At 58.5% G+C, this 17698-nt stretch carries 15 protein-coding genes, 1 pseudogene and 1 other annotated feature; of the genes and pseudogenes, 3 read left to right on the top strand and 13 right to left on the bottom strand.

Going from position 1 to position 17698, the window contains the following annotated elements:
- Positions 1-174: 174 nt before the first annotated feature.
- From IG197_RS35400 to IG197_RS35345, 12 genes are all read right to left on the bottom strand, one after another.
- Positions 175-348, bottom strand: a complete 174-nt coding sequence (locus IG197_RS35400) for a hypothetical protein (RefSeq protein ID WP_156350873.1) — start codon at positions 346-348, stop codon at positions 175-177.
- A gap of 102 nt (positions 349-450) precedes the next feature.
- The gene (locus IG197_RS35395; RefSeq protein WP_021443700.1) at positions 451-1422 is read right to left on the bottom strand and encodes a DUF2877 domain-containing protein; all 972 of its coding nucleotides are present in this window, start codon (positions 1420-1422) and stop codon (positions 451-453) included.
- A gap of 182 nt (positions 1423-1604) precedes the next feature.
- Positions 1605-2525, bottom strand: a complete 921-nt coding sequence (locus IG197_RS35390; RefSeq protein ID WP_021443699.1) for an ABC transporter permease — start codon at positions 2523-2525, stop codon at positions 1605-1607.
- A 7-nt stretch (positions 2526-2532) separates the two neighbouring features.
- Entirely contained in the window at positions 2533-3645 is a 1113-nt protein-coding gene (locus tag IG197_RS35385) for an ABC transporter permease (RefSeq protein ID WP_021443698.1), read from the bottom strand.
- Positions 3642-5168 (bottom strand): ABC transporter ATP-binding protein, encoded by a 1527-nt coding sequence (locus IG197_RS35380; protein WP_021443697.1) that lies wholly within the window; start codon positions 5166-5168, stop codon positions 3642-3644. The genes IG197_RS35385 and IG197_RS35380 overlap by 4 nt, the downstream gene beginning before the upstream one ends.
- Before the next feature lie 31 nt (positions 5169-5199).
- Entirely contained in the window at positions 5200-6228 is a 1029-nt protein-coding gene (locus IG197_RS35375) for a BMP family protein (RefSeq protein WP_032489970.1), read from the bottom strand.
- A 267-nt stretch (positions 6229-6495) separates the two neighbouring features.
- Complete coding sequence (locus tag IG197_RS35370; protein ID WP_177342878.1) at positions 6496-7728, bottom strand: amidohydrolase family protein; 1233 nt, start codon at positions 7726-7728, stop codon at positions 6496-6498.
- Between the two features lie 48 nt (positions 7729-7776).
- Positions 7777-8721: a carbamate kinase gene (gene arcC, locus IG197_RS35365; protein ID WP_032489968.1), complete on the bottom strand. Its 945-nt coding sequence runs from the start codon at positions 8719-8721 to the stop codon at positions 7777-7779.
- Positions 8722-8737: 16 nt separating this feature from the next.
- Positions 8738-9850, bottom strand: coding sequence for a ring-opening amidohydrolase (locus IG197_RS35360; RefSeq protein WP_031302833.1), 1113 nt, complete (start codon positions 9848-9850; stop codon positions 8738-8740).
- Between the two features lie 30 nt (positions 9851-9880).
- Positions 9881-11305: a DUF1116 domain-containing protein gene (locus IG197_RS35355; protein WP_371746638.1), complete on the bottom strand. Its 1425-nt coding sequence runs from the start codon at positions 11303-11305 to the stop codon at positions 9881-9883.
- Between the two features lie 20 nt (positions 11306-11325).
- Positions 11326-12870, bottom strand: coding sequence for an acyl-CoA synthetase FdrA (gene fdrA / locus IG197_RS35350; RefSeq protein ID WP_021442837.1), 1545 nt, complete (start codon positions 12868-12870; stop codon positions 11326-11328).
- A 28-nt stretch (positions 12871-12898) separates the two neighbouring features.
- Positions 12899-14263: a hypothetical protein gene (locus IG197_RS35345; protein WP_021442838.1), complete on the bottom strand. Its 1365-nt coding sequence runs from the start codon at positions 14261-14263 to the stop codon at positions 12899-12901.
- A 243-nt stretch (positions 14264-14506) separates the two neighbouring features.
- Between IG197_RS35345 and IG197_RS35340 the strand changes: the two genes are divergently transcribed.
- The 3 genes and pseudogenes from IG197_RS35340 (at position 14507) to IG197_RS35330 (ending at position 16759) form a co-directional block, all read left to right on the top strand.
- Positions 14507-15729, top strand: a protein-coding gene (locus tag IG197_RS35340) for an IS3 family transposase (RefSeq protein WP_111734041.1) whose coding sequence is annotated in 2 segments (ribosomal slippage) — positions 14507-14795 and positions 14795-15729 — 1224 coding nt in all. Because the reading frame shifts where the segments join, the coding sequence is not laid out codon by codon here.
- Positions 14785-14901 (top strand) — a sequence feature (AL1L pseudoknot). (Overlaps the previous gene by 117 nt.)
- 36 nt (positions 15730-15765) lie before the next feature.
- Positions 15766-15930, top strand: a pseudogene (locus IG197_RS35335) (OmpA family protein); the annotation flags it as partial.
- A gap of 154 nt (positions 15931-16084) precedes the next feature.
- Positions 16085-16759 carry a DNA methylase gene (locus IG197_RS35330; protein ID WP_011178411.1) on the top strand — a complete coding sequence of 225 codons (675 nt, stop codon included), beginning with the start codon at positions 16085-16087 and terminating at the stop codon, positions 16757-16759.
- A gap of 1 nt (position 16760) precedes the next feature.
- On the opposite strand, the gene IG197_RS35325 is transcribed toward IG197_RS35330, so the two are convergent.
- Positions 16761-17612, bottom strand: a complete 852-nt coding sequence (locus tag IG197_RS35325) for a recombinase family protein (RefSeq protein ID WP_011296189.1) — start codon at positions 17610-17612, stop codon at positions 16761-16763.
- Positions 17613-17698: the final 86 nt, after the last annotated feature.

Raw genomic sequence — 17698 nt, 5'->3', positions numbered from 1 at the left:
CACGCGCGCCAGGCCCAAATGCATACTGCCTCCCAAGCTCTTGCCATTGAGCGGCAAGCGAGCGCTCAACCTTCCTTGGCCGAACGTGTTTCGAGGCCCAAAACTCGTGCCATACTTGGCCTCATGCGGTTGAATTTCCTATCCGTTCCGCGTTCAGTTACCAACTGAACAGCTTCAACCTTGAATTCCCGGCTGAATTGCCTTCTCTTTGCCATTTGCTATCTCCTGTTTCATCGACCACCTTAACAAAGTGTCTTTGAAACCGGCAGCAGCCCAAAGTTCGTAGCTCTCAGCCAAAAACCAGTGGTGTTGCCTGTTAGTGTGGCGATCTAAATCGTGAACCTTCATGTTGGACGCTCCTGTCGGTTCAAGTGGGTGGGTAAACACCTCCACATTGGCACATCGCGATGCCGCTGAGGTGGGGGGCGGTCATCCCATTGGTCGGCGTCATCACTTCGGATCTGCGGCGGTCGGCTGCACGGTCTGCTCGAACTCTAGCTGCAGGCGCAGACCGGATACGATGCCCGCGACGATATCGCTTCCGGATGTGGAGCCGATAGCCAAGACGCGCGCCAAGGGCGCGAGAAAATCGTTTTCGGTACCGTGCATCAGTCGTTCAATCAGTTCGCTGATGATGGCGCGGACGCGACCAGTTGCCGCCTTCGACAGCGCCGCGTAGCTAATCGCGTTGGTGGCAAACTCGGCCCCGACGATCATTTCCAGACATTCGCAGCGCAAGGTCTGACTTGGGCTGCGCAAGACATTCAGGACCGCGAAAAGGCCGACTAGGTAGTCGTCGCCTGACGGCGTCAGTCCGGGCCCGAGACCGATCATCGACTTCGCATGTATACGGGCGTCATCGATGTTCCGGCGCAGCAGCGCATTGCACAGGCGACCCGAACGAGCCGCCAGCGCCGCCGATACATCATGCTCGAAAGTGCTGCCACCGGCTAGAAGACGCAGCATGCCGCCCGCATCAGCGGCGCATTTGAGATAAACAGTTAGTGCGTGGAGATTGCGTCGGAGCAGCGAAGCGTCGGCGGGATACCGCGGTAACTCGCCGCTCCAGCCCTTGACATCTCTGAATCGTACGTCCAAGAAGGGGCCGACGTGCATCAGATTTCCGACGGTACTCACCCGCTGGCGCGCAGCGACGTGGATCTCACTGAAGTCTGCGCTGTCGACAATGATGGTGTCGGGTGCGTTATCAAGATCGCAACTGGCCAGCGTAAACAATCCGCCACCCGAAAGCTCGATGTTGATAACTCGCTTGAAGACGCTATGCACTCGGCCGCCGAAGCCTACGCTGCTAAGCGAGCGCATGAACACCATGTCGGCGCTCAAGGCGGCCATCACATGCAGTGGCTTGCCTGCAACCGTTCCGGTGTGCGGTTCTCTGCCTGTGTGCACCAAAGTCATCATTGCACCCTCAACATTTTGTATTCTGAACCAGCAAAACTATACCTCGTGCGAGGTTACGTTCACCAGATCACCCCAAGGCAGACGACATCCTGCATGAGCACCAAGGGTCCGACGGCGGAGATCATGCTGCAATCATTGCACCGGGCTAACGCGCGGCAACGCTTTCAGACTTCATTGCTGGTTTAATGACGAACGAAGGGTAAGCCAATCGCCGCGGACGCTTGCGCACCGCGGCCAATGGCGGCGAGAATCGCCAATGCAACGAAATAGGGCGTCATCTGGATGACGTAGGAACTGACCGGCAGCCCCCATCCTTGCACGAGCAATTCAAGCCCCGCGACTGCCCCAAACATCAAACAGCTAATTACAGTGCCAAGCGGCATCCAGCGCCCAACGATAATGGCCGCGAGAGCGATGAATCCACGCCCATTGGTCATTCCATCGGTGAAAGTTCCAACCTCCTGCAGGCTGAGTACGGCCCCCCCTAAACCTGCAAAAGCGCCACCGACGACTATCGCCAGGATACGAATTCGCACCGGATCTGCGCCGACCGCAAACGCAGCGTCTGGATTTTCCCCTGTCGCGCGCAGCAAGAGCCCGTTACCTGTCTTCAAGAAAAAATGTACAGCGACTGCCAGACCAAGGGCCGCATAGACCAATGCAGGCTGTCGAAACAGGATCGGGCCGATGATCGGCAAATCCGCTAGATATGGGATTGGCAAAATTGCCAAGGTCTCGAACTGAACGACGGGGGCAGTACCTCCGAATAGGCCACGCAGCAGAAAACTTGTAAGGCCGAGTGCGAGGATATTTACGGCCAACCCGGTCACAATCTGGTCTGCATGGAACTTTGCAGTTGCAATAGCAACAATGAGCCCAAGCGCAGCGCCACTTGCGGCGCTGACAATCAGGCCTGCGCCAGAACTTCCGAGCGACATCGTCGCGACTGCGCCACCAAACGCCCCTGCCAGCATCATTCCCTCGATGCCCACGGCAAAAGTCCCGGCTTTCTCAGAGATGAGTCCGCCAATTGCCACAAAGAGAAGCGGGGTCGCTACGCGAATTGACGCTCCGAGAAACTCTATTAAAAGATTGCCATCCATAAATCACCTACACCCTGCGAAGGCGCGTACTCATGCCGATTGAACTCAATACAAAAACCATGGTCAACCCCACGATGACAAAAACCAACGAAGAAGGGACACCCACCTCGCGCTGCATAGACAGAGCGCCGGCCTCTAGGAAGCCGAGGAACAGGCCCGCTGGCAGCACGGCAATAGGGTTTGTAGCCGCCAAAAGAGCCACGGCAACGGCGCTGAATCCGAATCCAAGCGAGAAACCCTCGATCAGACGGTAATGAATCCCCATAATTTCAATGCTGCCAGCAACGCCCGCCAAAGCGCCCGCAATCATCATGATGGTGAACGTACATTGCGACCTGGACACGCCTGCGTAATCCGCAGCAGCATGGCTTTCTCCTATCAGGCGTAAGCGAAACCCGAAAGTTGTTCGCCACAAGACAAAATGTCCAACGACCACGGCAAGGACTGCAGCGACGATGCCGATATGCAAGTCCGTCCCTGGCAATAATTTGGGAAGCCAAGCCATTTCCGTGAGAATGGGTGACTGCGGGAAACCGGCCCCCGGGTCGCCCAATACGCCGTGCAGCAAATGACCAACAAACAGCAGACCGACAAAATTGAGCAGCAGAGTCGTCAAAACGACGTGAACGCCGCGTTTGACGCTGATGACCGCGGCGATCCCTGCCCACGCAGCGCCGCCGACTGCTCCCGCGACGACCGCAGCAGGTATTAATACGAGCGGCATATCGGGGAAGTAGAGCGCGACCGAGGTCGATGCCAGTCCTCCAACGGCAATCTGTCCTTCTGAGCCTATGTTGATGACCTTTGCGCGAAAGCAAAGGGCAACTCCGACCCCGGTGAGAATATAAGGCGTGCTCCTGTTGAGTCCAAACGCAATCCGATCCGTCGAGCCGAAAGCGCCATTCAGCAGCGCCCAATAGGCGGCTGAAGGATTCTTGCCGGAAATCGCAATCAACACTGCGGTTATTGCAAAAGCAAGCAAGACCGCAATGAGTACAAGCAACATGGTTCGCAGACCGTCCGAACCGAAGATCTCACTCAACACGCCGGTCGCGCGGTTGACGACCGGAAGCGCAACATCCGTGCTGGTGGTGTGGCTTTCTTTGCGAGGTGCAGTCATACTAATTCCGCTACTTGAGCCGGCCGGAGCGCTGTGGTTCCGGCCATCGCCAAGCCGATTTCGGTGACATCTACCTGTTCCCGAGGCACAGCCTCCGACAGCCGTCCTGCACAGATAACGGCTATTCGGTCACCCAAAATCAGAACTTCATCCAATTCGGTGGATAGATAGAGTATCGCCACGCCCGCATCTCGCAATGCCAGCACCTGGTCGATGACAAACCGTGTGGCACCCGGATCCAAGCCCCACGTAGGCTGGTGTGCGATCAGCACTTTTGGGCTGCGTCCAATCTCGCGCGCAAGGACAATTTTTTGTTGATTGCCGCCCGACAAAGTTTGCACCGGTGTGGTCGATCTGGCGACGTTGATCCCGAACTGTCCAATTCTTCGAACTGCAGACGAGCGGATAGCAGAAAAGTCGAGTAAGCCGTGACGGGAAAACGGCGGATTAAAAAAATCCCGAAGGGCAAGGTTTTCTTCGACCGACATGCTTGGCACCAGGGAAGTGTGAATCCGATCCACCGGGATATAAGAAATGCCAGAAGAGAGTCGAAATCGAACATTGGCGCGGGTGATATCACGACCATCCAACAATATGCTGCCCTGATCTGAACTCTTCAAGCCAGCGAGTACGTTCACGAAATCAGCCTGACCATTACCGTCAATGCCTGCGATAGCGACGATCTCTCCAGCATGCAAAGACAGGTTGATATCGGTGAGTTTCATGACACCGCTGGCGCCACGTTGTGACAATCCTTTCACAGTCAGAACCTCCGGTCCGAGCGCGCGCTCTACACGCCTTATCGGTGGTGGCACCTCCCGTCCGACCATCATCTGAGCCAAACTCGTTTTGGTTGCGGATTTTGCGGCGCATTGGCCGATGACTTTCCCGTCCCGCAGCACGACGATGTCGTCGCAGACCTCCAAAATCTCACCAAGCTTGTGCGAAATGAAAATAACCGACTTTCCCTGTTCTCGAAGCTGTCGCATGACGTCGAGAAGTTGCTTAACTTCCGGGGGACTCAAGTTCGATGTCGGCTCATCAAGCACAAGGAGATCGGCGCCACGGATAATCGACTTCACAATCTCTACTCGCTGTCGGCTGCCGTAACTAAGTTGCCCGACCTTCGCGTCAGGATCGACCTCCAACCCGTAAGTTCTACTTGCGTCCACGATTAGTTTGGCGCATTGCTGAGCGCGCACTGGATGACCCAATTCATTCCACCCTAGCATGACGTTTTCAGTTACCGTCATCGCGTCGACCAGCATAAAGTGCTGATGGATCATGCCGATGCCGACGGCAATCGCGTCCTTCGGCGTGTGTCCGGTCAGCTCACGCCCTTTGAAAAAGATCTTTCCTGCATCTGGTCGCACGATGCCGAAAAGAATCTTCATCAGCGTGCTTTTGCCAGCGCCATTTTCGCCGAGTAGGCCCAAAATCTGTCCTCGTCCAACTTTGACATCAATGCCGCGCGCTGCGCGTAGCGAACCGTAGTCCTTGCAGATACCACGCATTTCCAACATCAGATTCTCCAATTTGGCGGGGACGCGAGGATCAGATTCCACCGCGTGCATCTTGGCGTGTTACGTTGATCTTCAGCTGGCCTGACGCCAACTGCTTTTTGATCTTTTCCAGTTCGCCAACCACTGAGGCGGGAACCGCCGGGTTGAATTCGAGTTCTTTCGAATAGCGTAAACGTGCACCGGTTGTTCCGCTGCTTCCCAAGCCATAAATCAGATACTTGCCGCCAACACTTTCTGTCTTGTTTTGCTGAACGGCTGCGGCATACATCTCCGGCCATTCTTCGACGACATTTGCGAGCACAGCCTCCGGCGCAATCTGTGTGTGCCCCAGCGAACGCCCTGTAACAAAAACACCTCTTTCCTTCGCCGCTTTGATGAGCCCGGCTTGACCAGCATTCAGTTTTCCAGAAACTACGTCAGCACCGCGCGTGATCAGCGATAGCGCCGCTTCCTTCGCAGCTGTCGGGTCTTCCATGCTTTGCAGATAGATAACCTTTACTTCGATATTCGGTCGTACACTTATTGCGCCCTTTCGGAAGGCGCCAACTTGCGCCGTCACGGTAGGTAACCCTTCAAGGCCGCTAATAGCACCGATCTTGTTTGTCTTGGACATGCGAGCAGCAAGAACGCCCATTAGGTAGCCGAACTGTGCGTTGTCGTACTCAATTGATGCAACATTCTTCCCCGAACCGGTGGCTCCTGATCCGATTAGGAATAGCGTTTTCGGGAACTCCGGCCCGACCCGCTGAGCCGCTGAGAGAAAGCGACCCGAATGTCCAACCACAACATCAACTCCCTTCCGGGCATATTGACGCATACTTTCAACCATATCTGCAGCTTGAACGTTTTCGGAGTAAGTAACGTTCCAACCCAACTCCTTGAACCTTTCGGTGCTTTTGAAGCCTTCCGAATTCCAACTCTGATCGTTGATGCTTCCCGGCAAAAGAAATGCAGCCGATTTTTGCGCGAAAGCGCCACTCGAGGTCATCAAAAGCCCCATCAAGACAACAAGTGCCGCAAGACCGCCATGCGGAAAGCACCTTAAGTTTATCGTTCGCATGTAACCGCCATCGTCTTTGAAGTTATTTTGGATTGATCAGATGATCGCCGTGGTTGAAAGATCAAAACCCTCATCGAACCGTCCAGATTATGACTCAGCTTGAATCCTGAACCTGTCCGGATCTGCTCTCCGGCACTCGACTTCTTTATGCATTTTGGCGAACCAGTTTCCGGACTATCCAGCAGGGGTGTAGTGGGCATTTTCATGGTGTCGACCATTCAGCGCTTTCAATTAAAGTACAAGTACGAAAATGCATAATATCAATATTCATGAGTAGTCGCGGAACGACGTTGATCCAGCGGCCAATCGCATGGCAACGACACGTCCGCCCTTGAGTACGAAGAGCGGAGACTGTTGATCCAGAACAACCTCCTCGGGCGTCGCCGATGGGAATACTGCGAGATCCGCGACTGCCCCTTCCACGACGCCTAAAAGTGAGGGGAATCCCAGCATGCGGGCAGCGTTGATGGTGACCGCATCGAATACCCGTCTGAGATCTTGCGGTGTTCCCAGCGCGGCAATTTGACAGGCAAAAATGGCTGATCCAAGGGGATTCGCCGCTCCGAGCGGATAGAACGGATCCCGCAGGTTGTCCGAGCCAAACATTACGGAGACTCCGGCATCGAGTAATTCACTCAGCCGCGTAATTTTGACAATGATCGGATTAACCACGACATAAACATCGGCGTCCGCAAGGGCGGCAATGGTCGACCGTGCTACGTCATCCGTCTGTACGGACAGCGAGCTGATGTGCGCGACGGTCACATTGGGCACACGCCGTTCACGGGCAGCTTCAATCACAAAGGGAAGCGTAAAGTCTTCCCGCCGGTCGGACTCATCGACGTGCATGTCTACGGGCAGGCCGAACTCAGCAGCAAGGTCAAAAACGGCTCGGACATGGTCCTGCGGGCGATCATCCAGCGCGGGTGCGCCGCCGACGGCATCCGCGCCCAGTTTGATCGCCTCCCGCATGAGGTCCACGGCCCCCACAGAGCAGAAGAGTCCCTCCTGAGGGAAGGCGACGATCTGGATATCGATCAATCCCGCGCAGACTTCACGCGCCTCAAGGACACCACGGATACCTGCGAGGCCGACAATCGGGTCGACATCGACGTGTGTCCGCAATGCGGTGGTTCCCGCACGGGATGCCATCAGGGCCGCACGTATGGCCCGTTCTCGAACATCTTCAACCGTGAACGTACGCTTGATATCACGGGTGGCCCGAATTGCCATCTCAAGGCCTCGTCGCGTTCGAAGGTCGCCAATGCTTCCTGCGGGAACCCGATCTGCCGTCAGGGCCTTATCGAGATGGATGTGAGGCTCTACCAGGCCGGAAGTGACCAGACCCTCATGAGCATCGATCTCCACCGATCCTTTTGTTTTTGTCGACTTCACGATGGACGCAATGCGCCCATCGTGAATAAGAATATCGACAATTCCCTCCGTATCGGCAAGACGCGCGTTACGAATTGCGACGTCTACATAACTATGGGTTTCCATTGACATCTCTCACAAGCTAAATGGACGTTGAGCGGCATTCAAGACAAGTTAGGCCATCATCCAGGTGCCGGTCTTGCCGTCCAACGCGTCGATGACCGACTCCGGACTGGTGATAAGAACCTTGCCCCTGGATCCACCCTCGAGGAAGCGCATCGCAGCTTCCACCTTGGGGCCCATGCTGCCAGGAGGAAACTGTCCCTCCGCCATGTACTTCCGAGCCTCTGCGAGCGTCATTTGCTCAAGGGCGCGCTGGTCCGGCTTCTTGAAGTTGATGCTGATCTGATGCACGCCGGTGGAGATCAGAAGAAGATCGGCGCCAAGCTCCCTTGCCAACAGAGCGGACGTAAGGTCCTTGTCGATCACGGCCTCAACACCCTTGTAAAAACCATCCCCGATCTCGGCCACCGGGATTCCGCCACCGCCGGCTGCGACGACGAGATGCCCGGCCGAAACGAGGGTCTTGATCGCATTCAACTCCAGCACCTTCGTTGGCTTGGGCGAGGGGACAACACGGCGGTAGCCGCGTCCGGCATCCTCAACGATGTGCCAGCCATCCTCGTCGCGATGCTGTTCAGCTTCGTGCTGTGACATAAACGGTCCGATGGGCTTGGTTGGGTTCTCGAAAGCGGGGTCGGCCGTATCCACGACACAGCGGGTGAGCACCGCAGTAGCCGTGGCGTCCAACCCAAGCTCAGTCATCGCCGTTTGCAGGGCGTCGACGACGATGTAGCCGATACCGCCCTGGCTGTCTGCGACACAGATATCAAGCGGCAACCTGGGAAGAACATCGGCGCTGCGGTCCGACCGGAGCACAATGAAACCGACCTGTGGTCCGTTTCCGTGGGTGACGATGACACGCCACCCAAGCTTGATCATTTTGGCTAGCTGACGGGCCATGTCCAGCGCGTTCTCTATTTGCTCCGCAATAGTGCCCTTTTGGCCCTCAATGAGAAGCGCATTTCCACCGATTGCAACGACGGCAAGTTTTGACATAGGTATCCTTCCTCTATTAAGCTGTGCGCGCGATAACTGCAACGGGACCGCCACCGGCGGGGCCCTGATGCTCGGAGCCGCCGGAGACATAAACCATGGGATCTCCCACGATCGAAGCGATAACTGCATTGACGACCGCTCGCGCATGGCGCGTGCTGTTAATGTCCGAATCGTCCAGCATCGTGTGGCGGCGGTTACGAACCTCACCGTCCGGGGAGGCTTCAGCCTTGGCAAATACATTGACCACGCGGCCGAGCTCGTCGACGGTCGGCAGGTCGTTCTCGCAGCACCCGACGTCGCGCAGGGCCTGCCGGACCGCTGCACCGTCGATGGCGTCCTTCATCTCGGCGTGGCCGATGACGAGGTCACCACCCCATGCGCGGCTGTTGCCCATGACGATGATCTCGTTGTTCATCAACTCGATACCCGCCGAAGTTGAGGCAACCGAGGAGTAGAGACTGTAGTCTGCGGTAATAACTTCATCACTGAGGTTGGCCTTCTCGACTTCCCCGAGGGCCAGGGCGATACCAAGCGCGGATGCGCCGCGGGAGTAGCCCATGGACTCATAGGTATCTTCGGTGGCAACCGTATGCCCGCGCTCGACAGCGTCATGCATGCGGCCGGCAGTGAGCAGTGGGCACTTGACCTGAACGAAGTGGACATCGGATGCATCCGCGATGCCGGCTTCGCGCATGGCGCGGCGAACAGCGTCGGCTGTTTCCGTGACCTGCGGCATGCGGCCGATCTCCTCCGGCAGGAACTCGCGGGTAAAGATCTGCTGAACGGCAAGTCGCTTGCCTTCAGCGGCGGTCTTCTGCTTGTTGTCCGTCTTCTGCACGGTGAAGATGGTGCAGTGAGGCGCCATGACGCCTTCGGTACCGCCGGACATGATGAAAGCGATGCGCTCGCCGACCTCTTGCCGGGACACGCCCAGTTTCTCGGAGAAGTAGACCTTGAACGCGAGGGTGGTGTAGCCACGCGTGAAGTCATTGACACAGCCGTTGCCTTCGGTCTTGCCGAGAACGCAGACGACCTCTTCGGCACGGATCACTCCCTCATCGATGAGCTTGGCTACGCCACTAACATCGGCTGGATTACTCATTGGAACTCGAAAAACTTGCGCTTGCATGATGGACTCCTTGTGTTGAATATGAACAGACTATTTCGCGGAAACAAACTGATCGGCGAGTGCGGCCAAAGCGGACGCAAAGCACTCGATCGGTGGAGAGACAAGGCCGGCACCGATTTGGCCAACCCCGGCATCCTTGTGGGCGATGCCTGTATTGATGAGCGGCAGGATGTTCTTGTCGGCGACAAGCCGAACATCGATCCCGGTTGGTGTGCCGATGAATCCAAGCGGCGGGAGTGAGTATGTGGGATTTCGTCCCAGCGTGATCTCGTACATCTCCCGGGTGTATTGCTTGGCTGTCTCTGGGGTTCCCCCGACAAACTGCACGATGCCCGGCGCTGCCGCCATGGCGAATCCACCGATGCCCATGGTTTCCGTAATGGCGCTGTCGCCAAGATCGGGGGCGGCATCGTCTTCGCCGAATCCGGGGAAGTAGAGCCCCTTCACCATCTGGGCCGTACCGGTGAACCACTGGTTGCCGGTACCGCTCATCTGGATGCCGAACTCGACGCCATTCCTGGCCATGACAGTGACCAGGCTGCTGTTCGGGACGTTGGATCCCGCCATGAGTGCGACCTTTGCCGCAGCCATCGAGAAGTTCAGGTAGAAATGGTTGTTGCCGGCGATAAAATCCAGCACATCGGGGATCTGATCCTTCGGGAAGTCACTTCGGACCAGGGCAGGCACGATCTCCCGAAAGAGAAGTGATGTGGCCGCCTGATTCCGGTTGTGGCACTCATCGCCCATCTGCAGCGCTTGCGCGGTGATGGACTTGAGGTTGACGCCGCCAAGCGCGCGGGCAATGACCGAGAGCGCCGGACCCAGCACGTCCCGCATCCACGCGAGACGGGAGAGCACGTCCTCTCCGTACGCTCCGAACCGCAGCGCCTTGCCGAGACCCTCGTTGAGATTGCTGAAGGCGCGATTGCCGCCGTTGGCATCCTCGATAACCAGAACCGGCATCGACGCAGAGATCACACCGGCCATGGGACCGACTGCGTTGAGGTGATGGCACGGCGAGAACTCGATGGCTCCTTGCTCGCACATCTTGCGTGCGGCTACGTCGTCTGGGGCAAGCCCCTCGAAGAGCATGGCGCCGATGATAGCTCCCTGCATCGGCCCCGCCATGTCTTCCCATGCGACCGGCGGGCCAGAGTGAAGAATGGTGCGGTCGGTCATGCCCACGAGGGCATCTCTGGCGGGGAGGCAATCAAGCCACATGGGCTCCGCACCGAGCACACGCTCAAGTGCAACCTTGTTGGCGGCATCGATGGCATCGCCGATGTCGTCGCCAGACATCATGGTCGCCAGCGACCATCCAGCGTCAACGTCGCCGGAGAGGGGTGGAGACCAGTCGATCGATATGACGCTGGCGCCTGCGGCCTCGAGATCGTCACGGAATGAAGGCAGTCCGAGGTTCGCGATTTTTAGATCGGACTGTATGAGATCACGGATTGATGACATGAATGGGCTCCTTATTTCTGAGTGATCTGGGCGACTTGGGCGATTTTTCCGGCAAAGCGGCTCGCCTGGGCATTGCTTGAGAGGATGGTGACGCCAGCCTCGCGAAGGGCGGCCTCCTGTTGTTCTAGCCCCTGGAGATCGTCACTCGTTCCACAGACCGATGCGACGATTGGAAGCGTGCGACCTTCAGCACGGGCGACTTCCATTGCTTTTCGGATTGCTGGCATCAAAGCACCTGCGGGGTTGGCGTTCGCGCCGTAGCCGAGTACCAGATCCAGCAAAATGACTGCTGTCTCGGGATCTCGCGCTTCCTGAACGATCCGATCGTTCCGGAACCGGAAGTCGAGCATCGGGTGGGGCCGTCCAACCGTGAACTCATCTTCACCGAAGTCGATGCAGACGTGCCCGGTGCTGATGTTGTTGTTCTTGAGCTTCATCTGCTTGTTGATAGGTGTATTGGACGAGACATCGCCCACGAATTCACGAAGGAGGAGGAGCGCTTCGTAGCAGAAGGTTCCTCCGGAGAAGAGTCCTCGGACATATTTCTGCTCTTTCGATAGCTTCGGCAGGGTCGGCGCAGGCGCGTAGCGCGAACCAGTATCGGATCCTGTTTCGGCGCGCACCGCCTGACGCGCAGCGTCTTCCAGCGTTTCCGCTGGAATCAGCCCGTGGTCGCGAACCATCTTCGAGTCTCCTCCGAGGAAGCAGACGACAATTGGCTTCGACGTCCCCTTGGCTGTATCAAGAATAGAGGCAGCTACCTCAGGGGCAGGCGGTTTGGAGATCAAGACGATCACGTCGGTCATGTCATCATCCAACAGCGCTTTCAACGCGAAGCGCGCCATGCGCCCTTTGACGGCACTCGAGAGGTCGCGACCACCGGTACCGAAGGCCTGCGAGATGCCCGAGCCGAGTTCATGGATGAGCGAGGTCACTTCCTGAGCTCCCGTTCCTGAGGCGGCGATCACGCCGATGCGTCCACGTCGTACTGCATTGGCGAACCCCACGGGAACGCCATTGATGATGGCGGTACCACAATCAGGGCCCATCATAAGCAAGCCTTTGCTTATAGCAACGTCCTTGAGAGCGATCTCCTTCTCCACCGAAACGTTGTCGCTGAAGAGGTGGACGTGCATGCCGGCCTTGAGCGCCTTCATGGCTTCGGCGGCGGCGTACTCGCCAGGCACGGAGATGAGGGTCAGGTTCACACCTTCGACAACCGCCCCCATTACAGATGAGATTGCCCGCTTCTGCGCGCCACCCCCATCGCTGGCAGTGGATGCATCGGTGTTGAGCGCGGCGATTGCCTTCTCGATCGCCGTCCGAGCGGCGTCCTCGGAGGCTGCGACGATGGCGATGACCAGATCGGTAGGTCTAGCGTCATTCAGGGCGGGGGCATCAAGTCCGCCCTCGCGCATGATCTCGATATTTCCAGCGGTGCCCATCATGATCGACGCATTGGTGACACCGTCCTCAGCGAGGAGATCGCTGGACAGGCGCATGAGGGTGACTGAGTCCTGATAAGTGTTACGACGAACTTCTACGACGATTGACATTGCTTTTTCCTATATGTGGCTGAGATGCTTAACCGAAGATATATGCAAGGCCTGCAAGCAATAGCGCCATGGCTATGACGCCAGGCGCGTTGATGCGGACGATGCGCGAGATGCTGACCTTGAACCCATAGCTGAGGGAGGCCACATTGAGCTGGCTCCAGCTCATCTGCGTGCCCATGCCGATGGCCATCATCACAAAGCCAAGCTGGAGCGGGGTGAAACCTGCCGCGCCCAGCGCTGGGCCGATCAACCCCATCACGGCGACGGCATATGCGCCCGCCGGAATCGCAATGAGGAATCCGACCAGCGCCGCGACAGACACAACAAACTCCTTTGGAACCTGGAGCGCCGCTTTGGCAATCAACTGGAAGGCGCCGATATCGCTGATCATATTGACGAAGGCCAGGAAGAGACCCACTGCGAAGAGTCGCACCAAAATGAAGCTCCCGCCTTCGATGAACTTCTGCGCGGCGGAGTCGATGGTTCCGAGTCGCATTAGGAAGACAAGGACCACGGTAATGCTGATGTAGACCATAGGTGAGAAGAACTGCGGCAGACCCCACGCTACGAAAAGATCATTCAGAGGGCGACCCAACACCACTGCACCGAGGAGCCAAAGTGCGGGAGTCGCACGGGCCCATAACTGACGCGCGGGTGTCGCCAGCGTCACACCAAAATCATCAGTGAGGGTTGGGGCGCCTTCAGTTGCCTTGATGTCGTCGCCGGGAACGAAGGCACCCTTGCGGCGGCGAACATCCCACCAGGCGATGGCCATACCGATCGCTACAGCGAGGAGGAAGAACGCACGCATATCAGCAACATACGGTCCAACATCACTCAGACCAGCAAGGCGGCTGGTGAGCGCGGACTCTGCCGACGAGGGGCTGGTGGTGAAGGCACCTGCCGTGGCGATTGCCATCCCAATGATCACGCCCGGCGTAGCTCCAACTGCCGCCGCGATGAGCGGAGCGGTGATGACAGTGTTCCCGGCGCCGAGCCCCGCCGTGTAGGTGGCGAAAGCCTGAAGCATGACCACAAAAGCAGCCAGCAGTTCCATCCGACCGTTCAGCCGACGTCGGGCTATCTCAAGGAGGGCCGCGAAACCTCCGAAGGCCGCGACCATCGCCGCAGCGGAGGCGTTGACAATGGGGGACGTAAACGAGAGCATGGTCGGAATGGTTGATGAGAACCGGTAGAACGCCCTCTTGAGATCAAGGATGACGACCCGGGTTTCTCCGTTTACGGTCTCTTGAACGAGCGGGAGGTGATCCCGAAATAAGTACGCCATAACGATCGCGAGCAATCCACCAGCCGCCGCCGCGACAACCATGTTCCGCTGGCGGAACAGCAGTATGAGAACAACGATTAGCGGAATTATTGAAATCCAGGCCATGTTAAATATCCTTTTTTACACAAACGAACTGTAGATTTCGTGGCCTCCAAACAACCGCCGTTGAATGAGTTCGTAGCGCAAGATTGTGTGGTTGACTTGACGAATAATTAATCTTATGCAGGCGAACCAAAACAGACAAGCGCGTCACGTTATCTTTCAACAATGGCATTGCTATTGTGAATCAAGCCGGGTTTTGAATCAAGCCGGGTTTCGTGGAGGCCTCAACTCTTGAGAGAATGAGGCATGAAGAAATCCAATACCTACTCCCCCGAAGTTCGTGAGCGTGCCGTGCGCATGGTCATGGAGCACCGTGATGACTACCCCTCCGAATGGGCTGCCATCGAATCCATCGCGCCCAAGATCGGCTGTGTCCCCCAGACCCTGCACGGTTGGGTGCGTCGCCAGCAGACCGATGCCGGCGTCATTCCTGGCCCAACCACCGAGGAGCGGCAGCGCATCAAGGATCTCGAACGCGAGAACCGCGAACTGCGTCGAGCCAACGAGATCCTGAAGCTGGCCAGCGCGTTTTTCGCCCAGGCGGAGCTCGACCGCCGCATCAAGAGCTGAAGCGCTTCGTCGACACGTACCGAGATCGCTTCGGGGTCGAGCCGATCTGCCGTGTGCTGCAGATCGCCCCGTCTGGCTATCGCCGCCATGCGGCGCAATGTCGGCAGCCAGAACGGCTGTCGGCGCGTCGCCGGCGCGACCTGGTCCTGATGCCTGAGATCCAGCGCGTCTGGGAGGAGAACATGTCCTGCTATGGCGCCCGTAAAGTCTGGAAGCAGCTGCGTCGCGAACGTATCTACACGGCGCGCTGCACCGTGGCCCGGCTTATGAAGCAGCTCAAGATCGAAGGCATTCGTCGTGGCAAGGTGGTCAAAACGACGATTCAGGACAACAAGGCCGTTTGCCCGCTGGATCGTGTGCAGCGCCAGTTCAAGGCTGACCGCCCGAACCAGCTCTGGGTCTCGGACTTCACCTATGTCTCGACTTGGCAGGGCTGGCTCTATGTGGCCTTCGTGATTGATGTGTTCGCACGCCGGATTGTGGGCTGGCGCGTCAGCCGCCGCATGACCACGGACTTCGTGCTGGATGCGCTGGAGCAGGCGCTGCATGCCCGTCGATTCGATCGCTCAGGTGACCTGATTCATCACAGCGACCGAGGCAGTCAGTATGTCTCCATCAGCTACACCGAGCGGCTGGCCGAAGCCGGTATCGAGCCATCGGTGGGCAGCAAGGGCGACAGCTATGACAACGCGTTGGCCGAAACCATCAACGGGCTGTACAAGACGGAGGTCATCCATCGTCAGTCCTGGAAAAGCCGGGAGGCGGTCGAGATGGCAACATTGGACTGGGTTCACTGGTACAACACGAAACGACTGATGGAGCCGTTGGGTGATATCCCGCCGGCGGAAGCTGAGGCAAACTTCTACCGGCAGCAAGCAGGTCAGGCCATGGCGGCCTGACTTAAACGAAACGGCCTCCACGGAAACCGGCTTGATTCACTCTCGGCCAGGTCGTACTTGGTGGCGCGCGGCGTCTCGCCGCTCAAGATCATGGTGAACTTCGCATCGGCCGCCGATTTCGTGGCAGACAACTCGACGGCCGAGGGCCGGCGCGAGAACCAGCGCGTGGACATTGAGGTGGTCTACATCCCCACCTACTGAGCGATCCGGCATCGCCATTCCTGGCGGTGCTGCAGGTCGCTCCAGCAGCTTCGCATCGTCGGCTCTGACGATGCAGGCCCGGCCGGCTTCCCTTGACAGCATCGCCATTTCTGACGATGCTGGCCAAGTCCCGATTTACTCCAGGAAGAAGGCCATGAGATACCCCGGCGGCAAGGGCGGTGCCGGCGTCTACCAGACGATCATCAACAACATCCCGCCTCACGACACGTACATCGAAACGCACCTGGGCGGCGGCAACATCCTGGAGCGCAAGCGGCCCGCTGCCCGCAGCGTCGGCATCGACGTTGATCCCGAGGTGATCGAGGTCTGGCAGCAGCTCGACGTGCCCGGCCTGGAGCTGCACCACGGCGACGCCGTGGCCTGGCTGGAGTCCCACCAGTTCACCGGCTCCGAGTTCGTCTACGCCGATCCGCCCTACGTGATGGACAGCCGGCGCGGCGGCAAGCTATACCGCCACGAATACGACGACGCCGACCACGTGCGGCTGCTCGACGTGCTGGCCGGCTTGCCGTGCGCGGTGATGGTGTCGGGCTACAGCTCAACGATCTATGACAGCTCTCCCTTGGCGTCATGGAGAACCATCGACTTCAACGCGATGACGCGCGGCGGCATCGCTATCGAACGGCTGTGGATGAACTACCCCGAGCCGGCCGAGCTGCACGATCTGCGCTACCTCGGCAGCAACTTCCGCGAGCGCGAGCGCATCAAGCGGAAGAAAGCCCGCTGGCAAGCGAAGCTCGCCAAGCTCGATCCGCTGGAGCGGGCGGCGATCATGGAATGCCTGCGCGAGCTGGAGGCGGCCGAGTAGGTCACGCCTGCGCCTGGTTGTGCAGCGCCCATACGCGCTTGACCTGGCTTTCACTGCACCCGGCCAGCCTGGCCGTCTCTGGAATGCTGTGGCCTGCGCTGCGCAGCGCCACGATGCGTTCATGCACCTTTGTGTTGGCCTTGCGGCCGGTGTAGCGGCCGGCGTCCTTCGCCAGCTCGACGCCCTGCCGCTGCCGCTCGCGGCGATCCTCGTAGTCGTCGCGGGCCATCTGCAACGCCAGCTTCAAAAGCATGTCCTGGATCGACTCCAGCACCACCTTTGCCACGCCCTTCGCCTCGGCGGCCAGGTCGGATAGATCGACCACGCCAGGGACAGCCAGGCGCGCGCCCTGGGCGCGGATCGAGGCCACGAGGCGTTCGGCCTCGGGCAGCGGCAGGCGGCTGATGCGGTCGATCTTCTCCGCAACGACGACTTCACCGGGTTGCAGGTCGCCGATCATGCGCAGCAGCTCGGCGCGATCGGCGCGAGCGCCCGAAGCCTTCTCGCGGTAGATGCCGGCGACGTAGAAGCCGGCGGCCCTGGTGCTCTCCACGATGGCGGCCTGCCTGGTCAAGTCCTGCTCGTCGGTGCTGACGCGCAAGTAGATGCGCGCGACCTTGAAAGCGACGCCGGCGGCCTGGTGCTCGGTCGGCGTCCGCATGATGCGGTCGGCACCTTCGACCAGGCCATCGCCGCCGACGCGCAGCGGTGGCGTCTTGGCGAGCGCCTGGCGCGCTGCGCGTGACTGGCGCGGCATGGCCGCAATCTGTGTTTCCTGGGCGGTGCGCGGCGTGATGATCGCGCTGCGCTTCGCCTTGGTCTTGCCTGGGAAGTAGCCGTTGCGGCTGGTCATGGGTTCCTCCGGTCATTTTGGGTATACGCAAAGTGTCCGGTCATGCTACCCCCGGCCAAAAAGGCCGTCATGCGATTTATCTGTCA

Source organism: Aminobacter sp. SR38 (assembly GCF_014843375.1).
GTDB lineage: Bacteria > Pseudomonadota > Alphaproteobacteria > Rhizobiales > Rhizobiaceae > Aminobacter > Aminobacter ciceronei.
Note: the sequence above shows the minus strand (reverse complement) of the source record. Positions and strands in the feature narration are given on the sequence as shown.